Source organism: Fusobacterium ulcerans ATCC 49185, from assembly GCF_900683735.1.
In the GTDB taxonomy this organism is placed as follows: domain Bacteria; phylum Fusobacteriota; class Fusobacteriia; order Fusobacteriales; family Fusobacteriaceae; genus Fusobacterium_A; species Fusobacterium_A ulcerans_A.
Map to the genome: position 1 here is coordinate 115,551 of NZ_LR215979.1, position 23,792 is coordinate 139,342.

The window sequence follows — 23,792 nt, forward strand, 5'->3', positions numbered from 1 at the left end:
AGGGAGAAAATAAAATGGGAATAAGTAAAGACAGATTTAGAGAAGCACTGAATGAGTTCTACCCTAAAGATATATTGTTTAGATTATACAACAGATATTTTCTGGACTGGATAGCTGAGGGATATATTGGAAGTAATTTAGGACTTTTTGAAATATCTCTGATTTGTGAAAACAGCAACAAACAAACTTTTATGGATTTGATAGAACAGGTATATCTTAAAGAAGAAGTGTTTTGTTCAGTGTTTGCAACATTAGATGAAGAGGTAAAAAAAGTCTTTGAAGAAATAATGTGGAATGAAAAGTTTTTTATTCCAGCAAAAGACAGAGAAAAATATTTGAAACTGGAAAACAACTATGATTTAAATAAGGATTTAAAAGAAGAGTATTTATTTTTCAAAGCAGAGAAGGATAATAAAAGAGGGGAATATTTATATATGGATTATGACTTGATAAGAGTCATAAGAAAATTTATGATAAAACCTCCTGAATATAATATAATTCCTCTGACTAGTATAGAAGAATGTCTTGTAAATAATAATGAAAAGGAATTAGCAGAAAATCTGAAAATATACTTTGATTTCTATAAACAAGGTGGAATAGTTCTTTCTAACAGTGGAAAAATATTAAAAGAGTCAAAAGTTAATATGAAAAAATACTGCAACATAAATGAGTATTATGAAAATTCAAAAGATTTGGACTTTTTAAAGACTGAAACTATAGCTTTATTTTTCTTTTTAGTAAAAGAAAAATATATGAATGAAAGCTATTTTAGAGTTTCTAATATAAAAACAATAGTACAGGATTTCCTTACTGGAGAATTGATACAGGAAGAAAATTATCATTATACCTCTTTATACTTGAACTATTTAAAAGGGGTAAAGAATATATGGAAATCAAAAGAAGAGATAAAAAGAGGACTTATCACTATTAAAAAAATAATTGATGAGATACCTAATGATAAAATTGTAAGTGTAGACAATATAATAAAATCTATACTATATAGAGATGAATTTATAGAGATAATAGATATAAAAGATGCTTATGATTATATATATATAAATGAAGCTAACTATGAAAGAACAAAAATACTTAATTATGAAAGATATCTTGCATATGTTGTTGTTCCATTTATAAAATCAGTTTTATTCCTTCTTGGAACTATGGGAGTATTGGAGCTGTATTATGATTATCCATCTATCAACAACTGCCTATATCTTAAAAATGGATATTTAAGCAAATATGATGGGCTTAAATATATAAAAATAACAGATTTAGGGAAATATTGTCTGGGAAGAATAGATAATTTTGACTTTGATAATACAAAGAATGAAGGAGAAGTAGTCTTAGATGAAGACAGACTTATAGCTACAATAATAGGAGATGTTCCAGTACAAACTATGTTTCTGGAAAGAGTATCTCAAAAAATAGCTGTAAATAAATACAAGTTCACAAAAGAGAATTTTCTTAGGGGATTGAATGGATATCAGGAGCTTGAAGATAGAATAGTTGAGTTTAAAACAAAGATATCTGATAATTTAAATGAATTATGGCAGGGATTCTTTGATGATCTGGTAGAAAAGAGCAGTGCTATAAGAGCTGAACATCAGTTTGTAGTATTAAAACTTAAAAATGACAGAGAACTTATAAGCACAATAACAAAAGATGAAAGATTCAAATCTCTTTTGCTAAAGGGAGAAGACTTTCATGTCCTTGTAAAAAGTGAAAATGTAGGGCAGGTAGTTGATTTATTTAAGGAATATGGCTACTATGTAAATTTTTAAAAAATTCAAGAATAAATAAAAAAAGTGAGTTAAAAAGCTGAATTGAATTTTAGAAATTTGGAAATTAGAAAGGTTTGTGTAATTAATGAAGTAAGTAAAACGTAAAAAAATAGTATGTTTGAGCAAAGCGAGTTTACTATTTTTAGTTTTATGAACAAGATAAATAACAAACCTTTCTACTGGAAAAGGTCTAAAATTATATTTTTATTTTAATTCACTTTTTTTTATTAATTTTCAAATAAAGAGATATAGCTTATCTCGTTATCATTATATTCAGCAAAGATTATAAAATCATTATCGAAATATTCCAATTCTTTTCTCACTTTTAAAGACTGGAGAGATTTTAAAAATTGAGGATTTAAAGTAAGATAATTAAATTTTAGATTTGCCAGTATTTTAAATAAATCAGAGTGAAGCTGAGCCAAAGAAGTGTATTTCTTTTCAATATTTTCTATACACTTAAATGTTTCTGAAAATTTTATTATTTTATTTTTAAATCTATTTTCTGCATAGTTTAAGTCAATTGCCTCTTCAAAAAAGAGTTTAAAGCCATTTTTAGGATAGTGAGCTATACTGTAATTTACATTTTTTATTATATAATCATAACTTTTATCATCCAAAGACTTGAAGACTTTTGTCCAAAGGTCTTTTTTTATATCTGCAACAGAAATTGCTTTTTCAATTTTTTCAATAATACTGTTAGTAAGAGTTGCCTTTTCCTCTTCATTAATATCTTTTATTTCAAGGAGCAAACCTATAATTTTAGAGTTAGAAGAATCTCTGTTCTTAATTTTTGTATATTCAATGTTTTTTTTAGTCACTTTTGATATTTCTTGAAATGCTGGTCTAAGTATCATTTTTTCAAAGTCAAAAAATCTATCATAGGATTCTTCCAATCCCAATAAACTTTTCAATTTATTTATAGAAATCTCAATGGATTTATTCATAGAAATATTAAATTTAAGAAAATTATATAGAGCAATAGCATAATCATTTTGGAAAAAAAGCAGTATATCAAAATCATTTTTTTGAAAGTAAGAATTTTTTTGGAAAATTGATCTGAATTCTTCTGTAAAAATTACCTTGATATAATTTTTTTCTATATGATATGAAGAAATAATAGAGAAAGCTCCCTTTTTTTCAATTAATTCCAGCTTAAAAACTGTATAGATAATTATTTTTTCACTGAGCTTTTGAAATATTTTAAGAATATTTTCCAATTCTCCCAAGAGTAAAAGTTTTTTTATTTTTAATATTGGAACGAGAATATTATTACTTAATATATCTTCTTTATCTTTTAATAGAAAATCAAAGAGAATTTTTTCTTTTTTTGAAAAAACTTTATTAAATTTGATATCTATCTCCTTTTCACTTAAACTGATATAATCATTAAAATTTTTCTTCAAAAAAATTCCTCCTTTTCAAAATTATTTTATACGATATTTTATATTTTTTCTATTTTATAAACGATAAAATTTAAAATTAAAAATCGTCTATAAAGAAATAATAGCATAAAAATTCAATAAAATAAACATATAGTTTGAGAAATTACTTAGACAAATATAGTGCTATATGAAAAATAACGACGAAAATTGAAAATTTGACAAAACAAAATAAAAAATGTATAACTGATAACAAGAGAATGAGGTTGATAAAAAGATTAAATGTTTTAAAATGAAACGGATTTAGGAGGTGGTTTTAAAATTGAAAACTGTTATAAAAAATGGAAGGCTTTTAGATAGTAAGAATAATTTTCATATGACAAGAGCAGACATATTAATAGAAGATGGAATAATAAAAAAGATTGGAGAAAATCTCAATGAAGAGGACAGCAAGGTAATTGATGTAAAAGATAGTATAGTTACCCCAGGATTTATTGATATACATGTTCATTGCTTTCCAAAAGGAACAGCAATAAGTTCTTTACCAGATGAAATAGGAGTGAAAAGAGGAGTAACTTCAATAATTGATGCTGGAACTTCTGGAGCAGATACAATAGATGATTTTTATGAAAACTTTATAAAAAAATCAAAAACAAGAATATTCGCTTATCTAAATATTGCTCATCAAGGATTAAAAACTTTGAGCGAACTTAGTGATATGAAAAATATAGATAAAGAAAAAATAAAAGAATCATTAGAAAAATATCCAGAAACAATAGTAGGCTTAAAAGCAAGAGCAAGTGGTTCAGTAGTAAAAGAAAATGGAGTAAATCCTATAGCTGAAGGGAAGAAAATAGCATCAGAATTTGAAATTCCATTGGTAGTACATATAGGTAATGCTCCTCCAAAAGTAGAAGAAGTATTGAATCTTTTAGGAGAAGGAGATGTGGTTACCCACTGCTACAATAATAAAGCAAATGGATTGATAAGAGAAGGAAAAGTTATTCCTGAAGCTAGAGAAGCAATAAAACGTGGAGTTCTTTTTGATATAGGACATGGTTCAGAAAGCTTCTCTCTGGATACAGCAGAAGAGGGAATAAAAGAAGGTTTTGAAGCTGATATGATAAGCACAGATCTCTATGAGAGAAATATGATTACACCAGTAGGAAGCTTAGAGAATACAATAAACAAAATGATATATCTTGGATGGTCAGTGGAAAAATGTGTAGAAAAAGTTACATATGAACCAGCAAGAGCGTTTAAATTAAAAGGACTTGGAGAACTTAAAGAGGGTTATATGGGAGATCTTACTATATTTGATATAGTGGAAAATGGGAAATTAGAATTAAAAGACAGTGTAAATAAAGTAATAACAGCAGAAAAATATATAAAGACAAAGTATGTTTTTGTAAAAGATGAATTAATTAAAAAGGAGGATATTTAGTGAAAGATTTATTGAAAGATGTTCAAACAAGATTAAAAATGACAGATGAGGAATTTGAAATGTATCTTCCTGATGCTGACCATACAACTAAGATATTGGCAGAAGAAAAAATAGAATTTCTTCCAGATTTTAAACTTGTATTTTATGCACATATGGTAAGCCTTGCAAAGAGATTAAAAGAAGATATTGGATTAGATTGTGGAGATGACTGTCCAGAGGATGAAGTGGAAAAAGAAGCAATAGAGGTTTCAGAAAAAATAATTATGCCTTTGGCAGAAAAATATAAGAGAGACTTAAACAGAATGGAAATAGTTCTTGCAGCTATTCAACTACAGTTAGCTATGGAAATGCAGAAGGAAAATAATTAATTAATGATATAATATACTTTAGGAGGTAAAAAAGATGGAAAAAGAAATCGTAGTAGTAATAGCACACAGACTTGGGAAAGGTCAAAATGTAGCAAAGGGAGTAGAAGCAGCTGGAGGAAAGGCAATAGTTGTACCTGGTATGGCAGCAGATATGAAGCTCGGAGATGTAATGAAAGAAAATAATGCAACATTTGGAATTTCTTTTTGTGGAAGTGGAGGAGCTGGAGCAATAATGGCTCAAACAAAATATGGGTACAAAGCAACTTCTCATTTAAGATCAGTGGAAGCAGGAGTTACAGCTATTAAACAAGGATATGAAGTAGTAGGATTTGGATTTTTAGATACAGAAGAATTAGGAAGAAGATTAGTAGAAGAGTACAAAAGAGTAAATAAAATGTAAAATTTTTTCAGGAGGCATAAAATGAGAGAGGCTAAATTAAATAGCGAAATAAAAACTATGAAAATAAAAGATTCAGGAAAAACAAAAGAGGAAGCTTTGGGGAAAATATTTACCTCTTTCAGAAGGAAAGTCCAAACTGAAATAACAGGAGTTATAGTAAAACTTGAACCTCTTGAAACATATCTTATAGATATAGAAGAGGAAAAGAAAACAGAAAGATTTTTGGAGCTTTTTATGCCAAGAGAAAAAACTATATATCACATAGAGATGGAAATAGAATATGAAGTAAAATATATAAAACTCTAAGAAGGAGGAAAGTATGATATTTATAGTCATCAAGTCATTAATAATCGGATTTATAGGAGGAGCAGCAATAGCAGCAGGGGCAGCTAGAATGTTTCACACTCCTAATTCACAATCAATGGGAGCGTTTCGTACACTGGGAGAGCTTAATGCATGTCAGGGAGATACAATGGCGCACTTCTCATTTGGTTTAGGTTTCTTATTTAATGCAGCAGCAGCAGTAGTTGCAGCAGGAGCACTTACTCAAGATGTTTTTCATAGAGTAGTTCCTAACTTTGCAGCAGCAGCACTATTATCTAAAAATAAAAAAGTTGAAGAAACTTTATATGATCCTTTGAAAATGGGAATAGCAGGAGGATTTATAGGAGCAATTGTAGTTACATTTTTAAATACAGTAGCTTTCCTTATTCCAGCAGCTCTTTCTCAAATAGCTAAAGAAATATTATCTCCAGCAGCAGCTTTAATGATTAATCCAGTAATGCCCATAGTGTTCTGGCTTGCAGCTTTAGATGCAGGTAAAATAACTGGAGTATGGGCAACAGTTCTAGGTGGAATGGCTCATATGATTATGGGAAATGCTGTTCCAGGAATAGTTTTAGGTATTCTTATAGGACAAACTATTGATGAAAATGGATATAATAAATCTGTAAAAGTAATGATTACAATAGTAGTTATTCTATTTGTTGTAATTGCTTACTTTAGAGGGTTTTTCGCTAAATTAGGACTATAGTTAGATTTAGATTAGGAGGCATGAATTATGGAGAATAAAAAAAATAGTTTTTTATTAGCTGATATGTCATTTCCGATACTAGTAGGAATGGCATGTGCAGCAATATTTGCAGGAACTCATATGTATGTAGTGCATAAAGTTGGAGCTTTTAATGAAATATTCGTTGTAAAGATGTTGGATCAGGGACTTAATGGTGGAGATTATGCAGCAGCAGCAGGATTTGCAGCTGGATTCCTTATTGCCAGAGTATTGGAAGGACCATTGGTAGGATTGCTTGATATAGGTGGAGCTTTGATGACAGGAGTTGGAGTTGGACTGCCAGCATTGTTCTTAGCTTCTGGAATAGAAAGTCCTGTAAAAAGTTTCCCACTAGCTTTATTAGTAGGTGGAGCTATTGGAGTTATCATTGGATTTATTATAATTGCTATTAGAAAAGCTATGCCAGATGGAATGTCAGCTGGTGGTACAGGAATAATGATGGGAGCTGGAAATGCTACTGGAAGATTCCTTGGTCCTCTTATTATATTATCTGCTATTCAATATAATATTCCAGCAGGAGTAGGATCATTTTTAGGAGCAGCTCTTTTCTATAAATTTGACAGACACATAGCAGGAGGAGCAATAATAGGAGCTATGCTTATTGGAGGATTAGCTTTACTTTTCTAAATGACATGGAGATGAAATAGTTATGAATATATATGAAAAAATAGGATTGAAAAGAGTTATCAATGGAAGTGGAAAGATGACAGCTTTGGGGGTATCTAAAATAAGCGATACTGTAGCTGAAACAATGAAGGAAGCAGGACAAAACTTTGTAGTCATAGATGACCTTATTGACAGAGTGGGAGAGATGATATCTAAAGTTACAGGAGGAGAAGATACTTGTGTTACATCTAGTGCTTCAGCAGCTATTGCTCTTTCAGTAGCAGGATTGATAACTGGAAAAAGCCTTACTCTTATAGAAAGACTTCCAGATACAACTGGATTGAAAAATAAGGTAGTTCTTCAAAAAGGACATGCTGTAAACTATGGAGCTCCAATCACTACAATGATAAGATTAGGTGGAGGAATACCAGTAGAAGCAGGGTGCAGCAATGAAGTAAAGCCTGAACATGTGGAAGAGGCAATAGATGAAAATACAATAGCTCTTCTATATGTAAAATCACACCATGCAGTACAAAAAGGAATGCTTTCTATAGAAGAGATGTCAGAGATAGCTAAAAAACATTCCCTTCCTTTGATAATAGACGCAGCAGCTGAAGAGGATATACATAGATATCTTAAATTAGGTGGAGATCTGGTAATTTATTCTGGAGCAAAGGCATTATGTGGACCAGCTTCTGGATTTGTTACTGGAAAAAAACAATATATAGATGCAATAAAAATGCAGTATAAAGGTATTGGAAGAGCCATGAAAATAGGGAAAGTATGTATGATGGGTCTGGTAAAAGCTGTAGAAGAATATTCAAAAAGAGATGAAAAAGCAGTTATAGATGAGCAGATGAGATTGGCAGGACTTTTAATGGAAGAATTAAAAGATGAACCAAAAGTAGAAACATCTATAGTACAAGATGAAGCTGGAAGAGAGATATACAGAGTACAGATAAAATTAAATGAAAAACTTACTGATATGTCAGGAAAAGATTTCATGAAACATTTAAGAGAAGGAGAAGCAGAAATTCATGTGAGAAAGCATTATGCTAATCTTGGAATAGTAAATGTTGATATGAGAGCTCTGACAGAAAGTGACATTAAATTTATAGGTGCAAGGATAAAAGAGATTTTAAAATAATCAGGAGGAACAAATGCAGACAAAAATCAAATTTTATAAAGATAGAGTAGCAGTAAACTTTTTAGCTAAAGATAAGAAAAATGGAGCAGATGTATTCAATGCTATTGATGGATATACAGCTGTTGGAGTATTATCAAAACAATTTGATACAGTAGAAGAGGGAATTGAATATGTAAAAGATTACATGAAAGATGTACCAGTTGTATCAGTAGGACTTGGAGCAGGGGACCCAGCTCAATTCCAGAAAGCAGCTTTAATAGCAGCAGCAACTGATCCAGGACATGTAAATCAAGTATTTACAGGGGCAGCATATGCAGCTGGAGCATTAAAAGCAATGAAAGCAGAGAATACAGCAGTAAATGTATTGATGAGCCCAACAGGAATAGTAGGAAAAGTAAAAATTTCAACTGGAGAGTTAAGTTCAAAGGAAGAGCCTGCAATAGTTGATGTAGATACAGCAATGGCAATGGTATTAGATATGAGAGCTCAGGGAATAAAATATTTTCCAATGGGAGGTCTAAAATCAAAAGATGAGCTAAAAGCAGTAGCAGAAGCATGTGCAAGACATGGAGTACCAATGATGGAGCCATCAGGTGGAGTAGATTTAAGCAACTTCAAAGAGATTACTAAAATATGTCTGGATGCAGGAGTAGAAAAAGTTATGCCTCATATCTATGGAGCAGTGATAGATAAAGAGAGCGGAAATACAAAAATTGAAGATGTAAAAGCAGTATATCAAATGGTTAAGGAACTTCTTGATTAATATGAAAGAGATAAAGCTGGTAATCTTTGATATGGATGGACTGCTTTTAGATACAGAAAGACTTTCTAATATTGCCTGGACAGAAGCAGGAAAAAATATGGGAATAGATATCACCTATGATATTTTGAGAAGAATAAAGGGTGGTAATATAAAGAATGCAGAAAGTGTTTTAATGAGTTTTTTAGATGAAGAAAAATGTGAAAAACTTTTTAGAGAGAAAAAAAGAATACAAGTAAGAGTTGTAGAAGAAGAAGGGATAAGGTTAAAAAAGGGAGTATTAGAATTATTGACTTTTTTAAAGGAAAAAGAAATAAAAACAGCAGTGGCAACCTCTACAGGAAAAGAGCTGGCAACAAAGGAGCTACAGGATACAGGTATATATAAATATTTTGATGGATTTGTTTTTGGGGACGAAGTGAAGAATGGGAAACCAAATCCTGAGATATTTTTAGCAGCTTGTAAAAAATTTGATGTTGCTCCAGAAAATGCAGTTGTTCTTGAGGATTCTGTGTTAGGATTGAAAGCGGCTGTTTCAGGAGGAATAAAATGTATAGTGGTAGAAGATACTGTACAGCTTACTGAAGAGGAAAACAGACTGCCATATAGGAAGTATGAAAGTCTGTTGGAAGTGAGAGATTTCTTTAAAGAAGTAATATAAATGGGGAAAGAAAAGAGAGGCAGTTGATTTTAATATCAACTGCCTTCTTTAAATATATTATAATAAATATATTATGAAAATAAGTTTATCAGATATATATTTAAGATTGACAAGAGAATTTTAAATGTAGTAGAATTACACTATAAATATCTATAAGACAAAATTTTAAATAAAATTACTAAAATAACCTACATTGAAGTATTTAAAATATCTAGGGGGAGAAATGATAAAAAAGAATAAATTTTTCAATGTAGACCAGGATTTTATTAAAATCTTGGAGTCTTCATATGATGGAATTTATATAACAGATGGGGAAGCAAATACTTTATATTTAAATGAAGCATATGAAAAAATGACAGGAATAAATAGAGAAGAACTTGTTGGAAAGAACATGAAAGATTTAGTTAAAAATAAATTATATGATTCATCAGGTTCCTTACTTGTACTGCAAACAAAAGATAAGGTTTCATTAAGACAAAAAGTTGTAAAGAGCAACAAGGAGATACTAATAACAAGTACTCCTGTATTTCATGGAGAAGAGATAATTTATATAGTGACTAATGTAAGAGATATCAGTGATCTTTCTAGTTTACAAAAAAGATTAAAAAAAGTAGAAACATTAAATAAAGAGTATGAAGAAGCATTAAAGACTATGAAAAACCAGATGTATGGAATTATAAATAATGATGATGTAAGAAGTGATATAATGCTTCGCCTTGTTGAAAAAATTTTGAAATTGGCAAAGATAGATGTACCATTAATGCTTGGTGGGGAAACAGGAGTAGGAAAAACATATTTTGCTAAATATATACATATGAACAGCCAAAGAAAAGATAGAGAATTTATCTCTTTAAATTGTGGAGCAGTTCCCAAAAATCTTATAGAAACAGAGCTTTTTGGATATGTACAAGGTGCTTATACTGGAGCTTCAAATAAAGGAAAAGTAGGTGTTTTTGAATTGGCTAATGGTTCAACTATATTCTTGGATGAAATAGCTGAATTTGATTTAGAAATGCAGGTAAAACTTTTAAAAGTTTTAGAAGAGGGAGAAATAAGAAGGGTAGGGTCAGATAAAAATATAAAAGTAGATTTTCGATTAATAACAGCAAGTAATAAGGATTTAAAACAAATGGTAAAAGAAGGAAAATTCAGAGAAGATTTATATTATCGAATATCAGCTTTTCCAATAATTATTCCACCATTAAGGGAAAGAAAAGAAGATGTTTTACAAATGGTATTATATTTTTTAGGAATATTTAATGAAAAATATAATATGAATAAATATTTCTCATATTCAGCTTTAGAGGAGTTGAAATCTTATTCATGGCCTGGAAATATAAGAGAATTAAAAAATGTAGTTGAACAGAGTTTAATTTTATCAAATGAAAATGAAATTAAATTTATTATATGGAATGAAAGAGAGGATAAAAAATCATATATAAACCAAGAGAACGAAAAGGAAGATGTATATATTGAAAATATAGAAAGACTGGTAATTGAAGGGGGATATTCCTTAAAAGAAGTAACAGAAAAAATTCAGAGAGATTTGATAAAAAAAATGTTGAAAAAAGAGAAAAAACAAAAAATAGTTGCTAAAATATTAAAAGTAGATGAAGCAACAATATCTAGAAAGATAAAAGATGCATAAATGCAAGAAATTGCAAATATGCATCTTTTGTTTTTTAAAATTGTATTTATGCAAGAAAAAATAAGTTGTGAAAAGAAAAAGTGCAGAATAGTGGGGAAATGAAAAAAATATACATTGGCATAAACTTTGCTTATTAATATGTCATAAAATAAAAATGGAGGAAGAAAATAATGGCATTAAAAAGTGTTGAAGAGTATATTGAAAGTTTAAGAAAATTAAATATGGAAGTATATATGTTTGGAAAAAAAGTGGAAAATCCTGTAGATGATCCAATTATCAGACCATCATTAAATTCAGTAGCAATGACTTATGAATTAGCTCAAAAAGAAGAGTATAGTGAACTTATGACAGCAAAATCTACTCTTACAGGTGAGATGATAAATAGATTCTGTCATATTCATCACAGTACAGATGATCTTATAAAAAAAGTAAAGATGCAAAGATTGATGGGGCAAAAAACAGGAGCCTGCTTTCAAAGATGCGTTGGAATGGATGCAATGAATGCTGTATATAGTACTACATTCGATATGGATAAAGAATTAGGAACTGATTATCATGAAAGATTTTTAAAATTTTTAGAGTATGTTCAAAAAGAAGATTTGGTAGTAGATGGAGCAATGACTGATCCTAAAGGGGATAGAAATCTTTCACCATCTCAACAAAGCGATCCAGATTTATATCTTCGTATTATAGAAAAGAGAGAAGATGGAATTGTAGTAAGAGGAGCTAAAGCACATCAAACAGGAATAGTAAATTCCCATGAAGTTTTAGTTATGCCAACATGTACAATGAGAAAAGAAGATAAAGATTATGCAGTAGCTTTTTCAATTCCAGTAGATACACAAGGAATAAAAATGATTTATGGAAGACAATCTTGTGACACAAGAAAATTAGAAGCAGGAACATTAGATAGAGGAAATCCAAAATTTGGTGGTCATGAAGCTTTAGTAATATTTGATGACGTTTTTGTTCCAAATGACAGAATATTTATGTGCGAAGAATATGAATTTTCAGGATTGTTGGTAGAAAGATTTGCTGGTTTTCATAGACAAAGTTATGGAGGATGTAAAGTAGGAGTAGGAGATGTGTTGATAGGAGCTACTGCATTAGCAGCAGATTATAATGGAATTCCTAAAGCAACACATATCAAAGATAAAATAATAGAAATGCTTCACTTAAATGAAACTCTATATTGTGCAGGAATAGCTTGTTCTTGTGAGGGGCATTCTACAGCATCAGGATCATATGAAATAGATATGCTTTTAGCAAATGTATGCAAACAGAATGTAACAAGATTTCCATATGAAATAGCAAGACTTGCAGAAGATATAGCAGGAGGACTTTTAGTAACAATGCCTTCTGAAGAGGATTTCAAAGATGAAGTTTTAGGAAAATATCTAGATAAATATTTAAGAGGAAAAAATGAAGTTCCAACTCTTGATAGAATGAAAGTTTTAAGACTTATAGAAAATATAACTCTAGGAACAGCAGCAGTAGGATATAGAACAGAATCTATGCATGGAGCTGGATCACCTCAGGCACAAAGAATTATGATAAGCAGACAATCAAATCTTGAAAATAAAAAGCAGCTTGCTAAGGATATACTTGATATAAAATAGTTTAAAACTATTGGGGGAAGGATGAAAAAAGAGAAAATTCAAATGATTATAGATACAGAAATAACTCCATACTTAGAAACTCATAATGGAGGAGTAGAAATTCTGGAATTTGATGAAAAAATAAATAAACTTTCATTAAGGCTCAGTGGAAAATGTTGTACATGTTCAAGTGCTTTGGACACAATAGAAAACTTAATAAAGAAAAAAATATATTCTTACTTCTCAGATATAGATATAGTTGTTGAAACAGGGGTATCTAATGAATTGCTGGAAATAGCCAAGAAGTATTTGAGGGAGAATAAAAATGAATTGGGAAAATAGATATAGTAATAAAATTGTAACAGCAGAAGAAGCATTGAAAAATATAAAAGATGGAAATAGAGTTGTAGTAGGGCATGCAGCAGGAGAACCGCAATATCTCTTAAATGTATTAGCAGATAAAGCTGAAAATTATAAAAATGTAGAAGTGGTACATATGGTATCTCTTACAGAAAGCAGATACGCAGAAAAAATAGAAAATTTTCATCATAATGCTCTATTTGCAGGTAATTCAACAAGAAAATTTATAAGTAAAGGAATAGCAGATTATACACCTAGTTTCTTTTATGAAATACCAAAGCTTTTTGATGAAGTTCTTCCAGTAGATGTAGCGTTAATACAAGTATCCTCTCCTGATGAACATGGGTTTGTAAGTTTGGGAGTATCAGTGGATTATACATTAAAAGCTGCAAAAAGAGCAAAAATATTAATTGCCCAAATCAATAAAAAGATGCCTCGAACTTTAGGAGATAGTTTTCTTCATTTAGATGAAATTGATTTTATAGTAAAAAGAGATGAAGAAATATTAGAAATACCTCTTCCTAAAATAGGAGAAGTGGAAAAGAAAATAGGAGAGTATTGTTCAAGCCTTATCAATGATGGAGATACTCTTCAATTAGGAATAGGAGCAATTCCAGATGCAGTATTAACTTTTCTTGAATTAAAAAAAGACTTAGGAATACATTCTGAAATGATATCAGATGGAATATTGGAGTTAATAAAAAAAGGGGTCATAACTAACAAAAAAAAACAAACATTTGTGGGAAAAACATTGGTTACTTTCATAATGGGGAGCAGAAAACTTTATGATTATGTAGATAATAATCCAAATGTAGTTTTTTATCCAGTAGATTTTGTAAATCATCCAATAGAAATTGGGAAAAATGATAATATGGTATCAATAAACTCAGCTATTCAAATAGATTTAATGGGGCAAGTAAATGCAGAGTCAATAGGTTATGATCAATTTAGTGGAACTGGAGGGCAAGTAGACTTTATAAGAGGAACATCTTTCAGTAAAAATGGAAGATCAATAATAGTTATACCTTCAACTGCTAGAAAAGGAAAAATATCAAGAATAGTACCAATTTTAGATGAGGGAGCAGCTATAACTACAACAAGAAATGATGTAGATTATGTTATAACAGAATATGGAATAGCAAAACTTAAAGGAAAAACTCTTAGAGAGAGAGGAAAAGAACTTATAAATATAGCTCATCCTGACTTTAGAGAAGAACTTTATGAAAAATATAAAAAGAAATTTAAACTAGAAAATTAGGAGGAGATGTGAATTTACAAAAAGAAGTTTTATTTTACAATGAAGAAGCAGTAAATTCATTAGTAGAAGGAATTAAGAAAAAAAGTGTAAAAAAATCAGAAAAAGATGGAGCGCCATTTGGAAACGATGTAAAAGTGGCCCTAGAATATTTTTTAGATCTTGGGAAGAAAATGGGAATGAAAACAACTAACTATGATAATTATATAGGAGAAATAGAATTTGGAGAGGGAGAAGAAACTCTTGGAATATTAGGACACATAGATGTAGTTCCAGAAGGAAATAATTGGACTCATCCCCCATTCGCAGGAAAAATAGTAGATGGAAAAGTATATGGTCGAGGTGCTAGTGATAACAAAGGGCCAGTAATAGCTTGTCTATATGCAATGAAGTGTTTGAAAGATCTCAATATAAAATTAAAGAAAAAAGTGAAACTTTTGATAGGATGTGATGAAGAAAATGATTGGGAATGTATAAAATATTATTTTGATTTTCTCAACAAACCACAGCCTGAGATAGCCTTTACACCAGATGCAATATTTCCTGTTATATTTTCAGAAAAAGGAATTTTTCAATTTGATTTTATAAAAAGATCAGACGAATTCAGGGATATTTATTTGGATGGAGGAGTAGCAACAAATTCAGTACCAGATACAGCTAATATAGTACTTAAAAATATTAATGAATCTAAATTAAAAAGTTCAATAGAAAAATATAATGAAAATAAAGAATATAAAATTTATTATAAGGAAATAGCAGAAGGGAAGATAGAAATATTTTCTCAAGGAAAAGCAGCACATGGAGCTATGGCTGAAATGGGATATAATAGCATCCAAAATTTATTTTGTTTTTTAAAGCAATTTTATACAGCTCAAAATGAAATGAAAAATGTAATAGATTTTTTTGATAAATATTTAAAAATGGATATAGAGGGGAAGGAATTAGGACTTAAATTTGTAGATGAAGAATCAGGAGATTTAAGTATAAATATCGGGAAAATACATATTATAGACAATGAACTTAGAATATCTTTTGATGTGAGATATCCTGTAAAAATGAAATTAAAAACTATTTTAGCTCAAATAAATAAAGTGAAAAAAGAATATGCTTTTGAGATGGAAATAATAAAAAATCAAATGCCTCTCTATAAAGAAAAAGATAGTTACTTAGTATCTACTTTACTTTCAATATATGAAGATGTAACAGGAGAAAGGGGAGTTCAGCCTATTTCATTAAGTGGAGGAACTTATGCAAGAGCACTAAATAATTGTGTTGCATTTGGAGCAAGATTTAAAAATCAAAAGAGTGTGGCTCATCAAGTAGATGAATTTATGGATTTAGAAAACTTTAAGATGCTTTTAAAGATCTATGTTGAAACAATATATAAATTAGCAAATTAAAATAAAACTGGGAGGAAAAAAATGTCTAAAATTAAAAATGAAGGAAAAAATCAAGAAAAGGATGTTCAATTAGTAAGGGGAGCAATAGAACAAAGAGCAGCATGGTTAGGACTTATGTATGAAGAAGCTAAAAAACAAGGTAAAGATATTGAAGATATAGCAAGAAAAGCTATATTTAAATGTGGATGTGTAAGAGGAAAAGGATTTGAATCTGTAATGAAAGATCATTCTATTCAAGAGTTTAAAAAAGCATGGTTAAATGAAAATAATACAAGATTCTTTGAAATGGAAATAGTAGAAGACACAGAAGAAGCATTGAGATTATATTTCCACCATTGTCCATTGGTATCAGGATGGGTAAAACAAGGATTTTCAGATGAAGATATAGAAGTACTTTGTGATATAGCAATGGATGGGGATAGAGGAATGGCCTCACCATTTCAAGATGAATTTACATTTGAATTGGGAAAAACAATAGCTCAAGGAAATTGTGTTTGTGAATTAAACTATATCAAAAATAAAAAATAAAAATATATAAGGGGGAGCAAATGGAGTTTTCTTTAAATTCTAAAATAGTTGAATTTAAAAATTTTGAAGAATTTAATAAAAAATTTTCTCTGGGAAAGAAAGATCTTATTCTAACTAATGAATTTATATATAATCCTTATTTGAAAAAATATAATCTGGAATGTAGTGTAATTTTTCAAGAAAAATATGGAAATGGAGAACCTACAGATACTATGATAGATGCTATATTGAAAGATACAGCAGATAAGGATATTGAAAGAGTAATCGCTATTGGTGGAGGGACTGTAATAGATATTTCAAAAATTATTATTCTAAAAAATAGTGGAATATCAGCGGATCTTTTTATGAAGAAAATTGATATAGTAAAGGAAAAAGAGTTAGTGGTAATACCTACAACTTGTGGAACAGGAAGTGAAGTCACTAATATCTCAATAGCTTTTTTAGAAAAAGAAAATATAAAAATGGGACTTGCCGCACCAGAATTATATCCTGATTATGCAGTTTTAATTCCTGAATTTTTGGAAACACTTCCATATAAATTCTTTTGTACTAGTTCAATAGATGCACTTGTTCATGCAACTGAATCATATCTTTCACCTAAAGCTACAGTTTATTCAGAAATGTTTTCAGAAAAGGCTATAGAACTTTTGATAAATGGATTTAAATATATAGCTGAAAATGGAGAGGAATCTAGAAAAAATAAACTTATTGAATTTTTACAAGGAAGCAACTTTGCAGGAATAGCATTTGGAAATGCAGGATGTGCAGCAGTTCATGCACTTTCTTATCCATTAGGAGGAAGATATCATATTCCACATGGAGAATCAAATCAATTAGTATTTATATCTGTATTTAAAAAGTATAAAGAAAAGCAGCCAAATGGAAAAATAGAAAAATTAGAAGTATTTCTTGGAGAAAAATTAGGGGCGGGAAAGGAAGATTCGCTTAATGCATTGGAAACATTGCTAGAGAAGATATACCCAAAGAAAAAATTAGAAGAATATGGGGTAGAAAAAGAATCATACAGAGAATTTGCAAAGGAAGTACTTGAAAAACAGCAGAGATTATTAGCTAATAATTATGTTGAACTTACAGAAGATGAAATAGTGGCAGTTTATGAAAATATATAATCTGGAGTATTAAAATATTTAGGGAGGAACCATGTGCCAAGCAGCAGCAAAAGCAGATAAAATGAAAAAAGTTAAAAAAGAAAAAGAATTTCCACATACATTTGTTGTTATATTTATCTTAATAATAATAGCAGCAGTATTAACATATATAATTCCAGCTGGAGTTTATGAAAGAGTAAAAGATCCAGCAACAGGAAGAATGATAGTAGATCCAGCAACTTATCACTTAGTGGAAAAAAATCCTACAAAATTATTTGGAATAGTAGAATCTATACCAAAGGGATTGATAGAAGCAGGATGGAATGTATTTTTAGTTATTATAATTGGAGGATCATTTACAGTAGTTGAAAAAACAGGAGCAATAAAAGCTTTATTAGGAAAAGTATTAGGTGGAATTAATGAACAAAATACTTTTAGAGTATTGCCTTTTATCATGTTTACTTTTGCATGCGTTCCAGCATTTACTGGAAACTCTGAGTGTCTACTTGCTTTTGTTCCTTTAGGGATAACAATAGCACGTTCATTGGGATTTGATGCTTTAACAGGAATAGCAATTGTAACAGTTTCTGGAACATCAGGTTTTGCCAGTGGATTATTTAACGCTTTAACTGTAGGAACAGCTCAAAGAATGATAGGTCTTCCTTTATTCTCAGGATTGTGGTTTAGAGTTATTGGATTTGCACTTTTCTTTGGAAGTGTATGTTTCTGGACTATGTGGTATGCTAGAAGAGTAAGAAGCGATATGAAAAATAGTTATTGCTACAATGTAGAACTTACAAATAGTTCAATAGAAAGTGAAGAAATGCCTGAATTAACAAAGAAAAATTTAATGATTATTGCAGTGGTTGTTTGTGGAATAGCAGGACTTATCTATTCAGCTATTAATGGTTATGAAGTAAAAACTACTTATCCATCTATATTTATGATAATGGGAATGGTAGCAGGATTAGTAAGTGGAATGAACGCTAATGATATAGCTAAAGAATTTGTAGTTGGTGCTAAAACAGTTTTAGTAGGAGCTTTAGTAGTTGGATTTGCAAGAGGAATATCAGTTATTCTTGCAGATGCTCATATAATAGATTCAATAGTTTATGGTCTTTCATCAGTTTTAGTAGTATTTCCTAAAACTATTGGAGCAGTATTTATGTATATATGCCAACTTATTATCAACTGTTTTATAATATCAGGAAGTGGACAGGCAGCAGCTACTATTCCTATAATGTCACCATTAGGAGATGTACTTGGAGTAACTCAGCAGACAGTAGTGATGGCATTTACTTATGGAGATGGACTCACAAATATTATACTTCCAATGTCAGCATCTTTAATGGGAGCCTTAGCAATAGGAAATGTTGAATACCCTCAATTTATAAGATTTATATCAAGAATATTTTTTACAAACTTATTAATTGGAGCAGGTCTGATAGCTATTGCTTCAATGATAAATTTAGGACCTTTCTAAATTTAATAAAATTAGAAGCAAGCTCAGTAATTTTTAATATAACTGAGCTTGTTTTTTATAAAAGGAGATAACTTATGAATAAAAAATACTTGGAAAAAATAAAAGAAAAATTATTAAAAAAAGATATAGATGCCATATTTGTAGCACCTTCAGAAGACTTAAAACTTTTATTAGGTTATTCTCCCCTTTCTATATCAAGATTTCAAGGGTTAATAATAAAGAATGATGGTGAAATATTTTATATTTGTAATCTTTTAAATAAAGATGAAATTAGAGAAAAAATTTCAAAAAAAATAAGGATATATTCATGGAATGATGGAGAAGATTATAGTCTTGTAACTAAAGAAATATTTGAAGAGAATGGGCTTTTAGGAAAAAAAATTTTAGTAAATTCTACAACATTAGCAAAACATATAATAGAAATATCTGAAAAAATAAATATAAAATTTGTAAGTGAAGAGAAATTTCTAAATGATCTTAGGATAATAAAAACAGGGGAAGAATTAGAAAAATTAAAAATATCTTCTCAAATAACAGATGAATCCTTTAAAGAAATATTAAAATATATAAAACCTGGATTGACAGAATTAGCAGTAAAAAATAAACTTAAAGAAATAATAACAGAAAAAGGAGGGGTAAGTAGAAATCCTTTGGTATGTTTTGGAAAGAATACAGCTTTTCCACATTATAGTGAAACAAATGGAGTTTTACTAACAAAGGATATTGTTTTAATGGATTTTGGTTGTATTTATAAAGGATATCATTCAGATATGACTAGAACTATTTTTATTGGTGGAATAACTCAAGAAGAAAAAGAAATATATGAAATAGTTTTAAAAGCAAACTTAAAAGGAATAGAAAAAGCAAAAGAAAATGTCAAGATAAAAGAAATAGATAATTGTTCAAGGGAGTATATTACAAGTAAAGGGTATGGAAAATATTTTACTACAAGGTTAGGACATGGACTTGGGCTTTCAGTACATGAAGAGCCTGAAATAAGCTCCAAAAATAATAGAGAATTAGAAAAAGGAATGGTATTTACAATAGAACCAGGGATTTATATAAAGGGTAAATTTGGGATAAGAATAGAGGATGCGATAGCTATAACAGAAAAAGGAGTGGAAGTTTTAAATAATTCTACTAAAAATATAGTTATACTCTAGAGATAAAAAATATGAAAATTGAAAATCTGAATTATATTCAATATTCAGATTTTTTTATATACAGCAGAAAATATAGTTTTAGATATAATTTAAGAAAAAATTAGTAAAATTTGTGGTATAATATATCATTAAGGAAAAATAAACTCTAAAAAAGGAGGAGATATTTTTATGATAAAAAACTTTGTGCATCTTCATCTTCATACTGAGTACAGCCTCCTTGATGGAGTAGGAAAAATAGATGATTATCTGGATAGAGCAAAAGCACTTGGAATGCAGGCGATAGCCATAACAGATCATGGAAATCTTTTTGGAGTACTGGAGCTTTACAAAAAAGCAATGAAAAAAGGGATAAAACCTGTAATTGGTTTGGAAGCCTATGTATCAGAATTTTCTATGCTAGAGAAAGATGGAAGAATATTTCATCTGGTACTTCTTGCTGAAAATAATAAAGGATATCAAAATCTTCTTAAAATAAGCTCTGAAAGTTATATAAAGGGATTCTATTATAAGCCAAGAATTGATAAAGAGTTTTTAAAGACTCACAGTGAAGGAATAATAGCACTTTCAGCCTGTATGCAGGGAGAGATTCCAAGAAGAATGCTGGATAATGAAAGCGAAGAAAAAGTAGATGAGATAGTAAATGAATATATAGATATTTTTGGAAAAGATAATTTTTATATAGAAGTACAGGCAAATGGAGTAAAAGGACAGACAGCTCTCAATGAAAAGCTTTATGATCTGGCTCAAAAACATCAGTTAAAAATGGTAGCAACAAATGATACCCACTATGTAAATGAGGGAGAACATACACTTCAGGATATCCTTATATGTGTTCAAACTGGAACAAAGGTATCTGATGAAAAAAGGATGAGGATAGAAACAGATGAACTTTTTCTTAAAAGCAGAGAGCAGATAATAGATGGACTGGGAGCAAAATATCAGGAAGCAGTGAATAATACTGTTGAGATAGCTGAAAGATGTAATGTAGACATAGAGTTTGGAAAGTTTAAATTTCCAGATTATGAAATACCATCATGTGTAAAAACTATAGAAGAATTTTTAAGAAAACTTGTATACTTTGGTCTTTCAAAAAGATATCCTCATGGATTGACAATGTCAGTATTAGAAAGAGTGGAATATGAACTTTCAGTTATTGAAAAAATGGGATATGCTGCATATTTCGTAGTTGTATGGGATTTTATAGACTATGCAAAAAGAAACAGAATACCAATAGGTCCTGGAAGAGGATCAGCTGCAGGAAGTCTTGTAGCATATGCTCTTGGAATAACAGAACTTGATCCATTGAATTATAATCTTATCTTTGAAAGATTTTTGAATCCTGAAAGAATATCTATGCCAGATATAGATATAGATATATGTCAGGAAAGAAGACAGGAAGTAATAGAATATGTTATCAGAAAATATGGAGAGGATAAAGTAGCACAGATTATAACTTTTGGAACAATGAAGGCAAGAGCTGCAATAAGAGATGTAGGAAGAGTTATGGATACTCCTTTATCTAAAATAGACAGTGTTGCTAAACTGGTTCCATTTAATGCAACTATACAGCAGACTTTAAATAATGTAGAAGAATTTAAAAATATGTATCTCAATGACCCAGACATACAAAAAGTAATTGATATATCAGCAAGGCTGGAAAATAAAGTGAGACATGCTTCTGTTCATGCTGCTGGAATAGTTATAACAAAGGATTCACTGACAGATACAGTTCCTTTATATAGTGACAACAAAAATAAGGTAGTATCTACACAGTATCAAATGAAAGAATTAGAAGATTTAGGGCTGCTTAAAATGGATTTTTTAGGACTTAGAAATCTTACTAACCTTCAAAGGACAATAGATTATATAAAAGAAGATTTAGGGGAAGATATAGAATTATCAGATATTCCTCTTAATTCTAAAAAAGTATATGAAATGCTTTCGAGAGGGGATACCTCTGGAGTTTTCCAGATGGAATCTCAAGGAATAAGAAAAATACTGCTGAAATTAAAACCAGATAGATTTGAAGATATAATAGCACTTTTAGCTTTGTACAGACCGGGACCTTTAGGTTCAGGAATGGTAGATGATTTTATAAATGGAAAAAATGGAATATCAGAGATAAAATATCCTCATTCATCTCTTGAAGCTACATTGAAAGAAACTTATGGAGTAATACTCTATCAAGAACAGGTAATGAAAATAGCTAATATAATGGCAAATTACTCTCTAGGAGAAGCAGATCTGTTAAGAAGAGCCATGGGTAAAAAGAATATCCAGATTATGGAGGAGAACAGAGAGAAATTTGTAGAAAGATCTATGGAAAATGGATATACAAAAGAAAAATCAATAGAGATGTTTGATTTGATAGATAAGTTTGCTGGATATGGATTTAATAAGTCACACTCAGCAGCATATGCTCTTATAGCTTATTGGACGGCATACTTTAAAGCTTATTATATGAAACATTACTATGCCTCTCTTATGACTTCAGAAATGAGCCATGTAGAAGACATAGCTTTTTATATGGAAGATGCTAAAGCTCATAATCTGAAACTGCATCTGCCAGATGTAAATAGAGCAAGTTCAAAATTCCGTGTAGATAAGGAAGGAATAATATTTTCCCTTGCTGCTATCAAGAATGTAGGAGAAGGGGTATCAGCAAAAATACTGGAAGAATGCAATGAAAATGGAGATTATAAAAATTTTGAAGACTTTGTAGTTCGTACAAGAAAACATGGCTTGAATAAGAAGGCCTTGGAATCGCTTATATTGGCAGGAGCATTAGATAGTCTTCCAGGGAACAGAAGACAGAAATTTGAATCAGTAGATAAAATATTAGACTATGCAACAAGAAAAATAAAAGAGGATGAAATACAGCAGATGAATCTTTTTGGAGAAGCTAAATCATCCCTTGGAGTTTTTACTCTTCCACAGGTACCAGAATATTCTTTAGAGGAACTTCTGGCAAGGGAGAAAGAATATCTTGGATTCTATTTCAGCGCCCATCCTTTAGATAATTACAGAAGGCTCATAGAAGTGTATAGGCTTTCTAAAATATCAGAATTGAAAGAACTTAAAGAGGAAAAAAGTGTGCAGATTTTCAGAACATGTGGTATACTTAGAGAGATAAAAAAAATAGTTACCAAAAAAACTGGGCAAATTATGTGTTTATTTGAATTAGAGGATTATTATGATAAAATAAATTGTGTGGTTTTTCCAAAAGATTATGCAGAAAATGCCCATATATTTATGGAAGGAAAAACTGTATATATAGAGGGAACGATCCAAACAGATTATTTTAAGGGAGCAGAAACTAAAAAGCTGATTGTCAGAAATATAAAATTTTTAGATGATATAGTGAGAGATAAAAGACTTACAGCATATATTCTCCTAAAAGAGGAAGATAAAGACAAATTCAGCAGATTGAAGAAAATAATTCTCTCTTATCCTGGAGATACAAAACTGAGCTTTGCAATAAAAACAAAAACAGCTAAAGAAATAAGAGCTACAAAATATAAAATAGCCCCATCAAGACTGTTTATAGATGAAATCATAGATTTGATCGGAATTGATAAGCTCACTATAAAATAACATATGTAATTTTTGTTGAAATAAAAGTCTTGT

The 23,792-nt window shown here is 29.9% G+C and carries 21 protein-coding genes; 20 read left to right on the forward strand and 1 reads right to left on the reverse strand.

Annotation, left to right across the window (positions count from 1 at the left end; all coding sequences use genetic code 11):
* The first annotated feature begins 14 nt into the window (after positions 1 to 14).
* A complete protein-coding gene (locus E0E45_RS00540; protein WP_130889340.1) occupies positions 15 to 1,781 on the forward strand; it encodes a hypothetical protein in 1,767 nt (588 codons plus the stop codon).
* A 227-nt stretch (positions 1,782 to 2,008) separates the two neighbouring features.
* Here the strand turns inward: E0E45_RS00540 and E0E45_RS00545 are convergent, their stop codons facing one another.
* Positions 2,009 to 3,187: a replication initiation protein gene (locus E0E45_RS00545; RefSeq protein ID WP_130889341.1), complete on the reverse strand. Its 1,179-nt coding sequence runs from the start codon at positions 3,185 to 3,187 to the stop codon at positions 2,009 to 2,011.
* Between the two features lie 298 nt (positions 3,188 to 3,485).
* On the opposite strand from E0E45_RS00545, the gene E0E45_RS00550 reads away from it, so the two are divergent.
* The 19 genes from E0E45_RS00550 (at position 3,486) to E0E45_RS00640 (ending at position 23,759) form a co-directional block, all read left to right on the forward strand.
* On the forward strand, positions 3,486 to 4,607 hold the full coding sequence (locus E0E45_RS00550) for an amidohydrolase/deacetylase family metallohydrolase (protein WP_130889342.1): 1,122 nt from the start codon (positions 3,486 to 3,488) through the stop codon (positions 4,605 to 4,607).
* On the forward strand, positions 4,607 to 4,975 hold the full coding sequence (locus tag E0E45_RS00555; RefSeq protein ID WP_130889343.1) for a hypothetical protein: 369 nt from the start codon (positions 4,607 to 4,609) through the stop codon (positions 4,973 to 4,975). The genes E0E45_RS00550 and E0E45_RS00555 overlap by 1 nt, the downstream gene beginning before the upstream one ends.
* A 34-nt stretch (positions 4,976 to 5,009) precedes the next feature.
* Entirely contained in the window at positions 5,010 to 5,375 is a 366-nt protein-coding gene (locus E0E45_RS00560; protein ID WP_130889344.1) for an SFCGS family glycine-rich protein, read from the forward strand.
* A 21-nt stretch (positions 5,376 to 5,396) separates the two neighbouring features.
* Complete coding sequence (locus tag E0E45_RS00565; protein ID WP_130889345.1) at positions 5,397 to 5,681, forward strand: DUF4312 family protein; 285 nt, start codon at positions 5,397 to 5,399, stop codon at positions 5,679 to 5,681.
* Between the two features lie 13 nt (positions 5,682 to 5,694).
* Positions 5,695 to 6,408 carry a DUF4311 domain-containing protein gene (locus E0E45_RS00570; protein WP_130889346.1) on the forward strand — a complete coding sequence of 238 codons (714 nt, stop codon included), beginning with the start codon at positions 5,695 to 5,697 and terminating at the stop codon, positions 6,406 to 6,408.
* Positions 6,409 to 6,435: 27 nt separating this feature from the next.
* Entirely contained in the window at positions 6,436 to 7,074 is a 639-nt protein-coding gene (locus E0E45_RS00575) for a DUF4310 family protein (RefSeq protein WP_130889347.1), read from the forward strand.
* 22 nt (positions 7,075 to 7,096) lie between these two features.
* Complete coding sequence (locus E0E45_RS00580; protein WP_130889348.1) at positions 7,097 to 8,200, forward strand: DgaE family pyridoxal phosphate-dependent ammonia lyase; 1,104 nt, start codon at positions 7,097 to 7,099, stop codon at positions 8,198 to 8,200.
* 13 nt (positions 8,201 to 8,213) lie between these two features.
* Complete coding sequence (dagF, locus tag E0E45_RS00585) at positions 8,214 to 8,963, forward strand: 2-dehydro-3-deoxy-phosphogluconate aldolase (RefSeq protein WP_130889349.1); 750 nt, start codon at positions 8,214 to 8,216, stop codon at positions 8,961 to 8,963.
* 1 nt (position 8,964) lies between these two features.
* Positions 8,965 to 9,621, forward strand: a complete 657-nt coding sequence (locus tag E0E45_RS00590) for an HAD family hydrolase (RefSeq protein ID WP_130889350.1) — start codon at positions 8,965 to 8,967, stop codon at positions 9,619 to 9,621.
* A 223-nt stretch (positions 9,622 to 9,844) separates the two neighbouring features.
* Positions 9,845 to 11,269, forward strand: a complete 1,425-nt coding sequence (locus E0E45_RS00595) for a sigma-54 interaction domain-containing protein (RefSeq protein ID WP_130889351.1) — start codon at positions 9,845 to 9,847, stop codon at positions 11,267 to 11,269.
* Positions 11,270 to 11,439: 170 nt separating this feature from the next.
* Positions 11,440 to 12,888 (forward strand): 4-hydroxyphenylacetate 3-hydroxylase family protein, encoded by a 1,449-nt coding sequence (locus E0E45_RS00600; RefSeq protein ID WP_130889352.1) that lies wholly within the window; start codon positions 11,440 to 11,442, stop codon positions 12,886 to 12,888.
* 21 nt (positions 12,889 to 12,909) lie between these two features.
* Complete coding sequence (locus E0E45_RS00605; protein WP_130889353.1) at positions 12,910 to 13,209, forward strand: NifU family protein; 300 nt, start codon at positions 12,910 to 12,912, stop codon at positions 13,207 to 13,209.
* The gene (locus E0E45_RS00610) at positions 13,193 to 14,485 is read left to right on the forward strand and encodes an acetyl-CoA hydrolase/transferase family protein (protein ID WP_130889354.1); all 1,293 of its coding nucleotides are present in this window, start codon (positions 13,193 to 13,195) and stop codon (positions 14,483 to 14,485) included. The genes E0E45_RS00605 and E0E45_RS00610 overlap by 17 nt, the downstream gene beginning before the upstream one ends.
* 8 nt (positions 14,486 to 14,493) lie before the next feature.
* Complete coding sequence (gene pepV / locus E0E45_RS00615) at positions 14,494 to 15,882, forward strand: dipeptidase PepV (RefSeq protein ID WP_130889355.1); 1,389 nt, start codon at positions 14,494 to 14,496, stop codon at positions 15,880 to 15,882.
* Between the two features lie 21 nt (positions 15,883 to 15,903).
* On the forward strand, positions 15,904 to 16,410 hold the full coding sequence (locus E0E45_RS00620) for an L-2-amino-thiazoline-4-carboxylic acid hydrolase (protein WP_130889356.1): 507 nt from the start codon (positions 15,904 to 15,906) through the stop codon (positions 16,408 to 16,410).
* A 20-nt stretch (positions 16,411 to 16,430) separates the two neighbouring features.
* Complete coding sequence (locus E0E45_RS00625) at positions 16,431 to 17,540, forward strand: 4-hydroxybutyrate dehydrogenase (protein WP_130889357.1); 1,110 nt, start codon at positions 16,431 to 16,433, stop codon at positions 17,538 to 17,540.
* Positions 17,541 to 17,571: 31 nt separating this feature from the next.
* Positions 17,572 to 19,002 carry a YfcC family protein gene (locus E0E45_RS00630; RefSeq protein WP_197730044.1) on the forward strand — a complete coding sequence of 477 codons (1,431 nt, stop codon included), beginning with the start codon at positions 17,572 to 17,574 and terminating at the stop codon, positions 19,000 to 19,002.
* 74 nt (positions 19,003 to 19,076) lie between these two features.
* On the forward strand, positions 19,077 to 20,165 hold the full coding sequence (locus E0E45_RS00635; RefSeq protein WP_130889358.1) for a M24 family metallopeptidase: 1,089 nt from the start codon (positions 19,077 to 19,079) through the stop codon (positions 20,163 to 20,165).
* A 168-nt stretch (positions 20,166 to 20,333) separates the two neighbouring features.
* Positions 20,334 to 23,759, forward strand: a complete 3,426-nt coding sequence (locus E0E45_RS00640; protein WP_130889359.1) for a DNA polymerase III subunit alpha — start codon at positions 20,334 to 20,336, stop codon at positions 23,757 to 23,759.
* Positions 23,760 to 23,792 lie beyond the last annotated feature (33 nt).

What these genes read in the sequence shown, in the direction of transcription:
- E0E45_RS00540 (WP_130889340.1), top strand. Translation starts at nt 15, where the DNA reads ATGGGAATAAGTAAAGACAGATTTAGAGAAGCACTGAATGAGTTCTAC.
- E0E45_RS00560 (WP_130889344.1), top strand. Translation starts at nt 5,010, where the DNA reads ATGGAAAAAGAAATCGTAGTAGTAATAGCACACAGACTTGGGAAAGGT.
- E0E45_RS00565 (WP_130889345.1), top strand. Translation starts at nt 5,397, where the DNA reads ATGAGAGAGGCTAAATTAAATAGCGAAATAAAAACTATGAAAATAAAA.
- E0E45_RS00570 (WP_130889346.1), top strand. Translation starts at nt 5,695, where the DNA reads ATGATATTTATAGTCATCAAGTCATTAATAATCGGATTTATAGGAGGA.
- E0E45_RS00575 (WP_130889347.1), top strand. Translation starts at nt 6,436, where the DNA reads ATGGAGAATAAAAAAAATAGTTTTTTATTAGCTGATATGTCATTTCCG.
- E0E45_RS00580 (WP_130889348.1), top strand. Translation starts at nt 7,097, where the DNA reads ATGAATATATATGAAAAAATAGGATTGAAAAGAGTTATCAATGGAAGT.
- dagF (WP_130889349.1), top strand. Translation starts at nt 8,214, where the DNA reads ATGCAGACAAAAATCAAATTTTATAAAGATAGAGTAGCAGTAAACTTT.
- E0E45_RS00590 (WP_130889350.1), top strand. Translation starts at nt 8,965, where the DNA reads ATGAAAGAGATAAAGCTGGTAATCTTTGATATGGATGGACTGCTTTTA.
- E0E45_RS00595 (WP_130889351.1), top strand. Translation starts at nt 9,845, where the DNA reads ATGATAAAAAAGAATAAATTTTTCAATGTAGACCAGGATTTTATTAAA.
- E0E45_RS00600 (WP_130889352.1), top strand. Translation starts at nt 11,440, where the DNA reads ATGGCATTAAAAAGTGTTGAAGAGTATATTGAAAGTTTAAGAAAATTA.
- E0E45_RS00605 (WP_130889353.1), top strand. Translation starts at nt 12,910, where the DNA reads ATGAAAAAAGAGAAAATTCAAATGATTATAGATACAGAAATAACTCCA.
- E0E45_RS00610 (WP_130889354.1), top strand. Translation starts at nt 13,193, where the DNA reads ATGAATTGGGAAAATAGATATAGTAATAAAATTGTAACAGCAGAAGAA.
- E0E45_RS00620 (WP_130889356.1), top strand. Translation starts at nt 15,904, where the DNA reads ATGTCTAAAATTAAAAATGAAGGAAAAAATCAAGAAAAGGATGTTCAA.
- E0E45_RS00625 (WP_130889357.1), top strand. Translation starts at nt 16,431, where the DNA reads ATGGAGTTTTCTTTAAATTCTAAAATAGTTGAATTTAAAAATTTTGAA.
- E0E45_RS00630 (WP_197730044.1), top strand. Translation starts at nt 17,572, where the DNA reads ATGTGCCAAGCAGCAGCAAAAGCAGATAAAATGAAAAAAGTTAAAAAA.
- E0E45_RS00635 (WP_130889358.1), top strand. Translation starts at nt 19,077, where the DNA reads ATGAATAAAAAATACTTGGAAAAAATAAAAGAAAAATTATTAAAAAAA.
- E0E45_RS00640 (WP_130889359.1), top strand. Translation starts at nt 20,334, where the DNA reads ATGATAAAAAACTTTGTGCATCTTCATCTTCATACTGAGTACAGCCTC.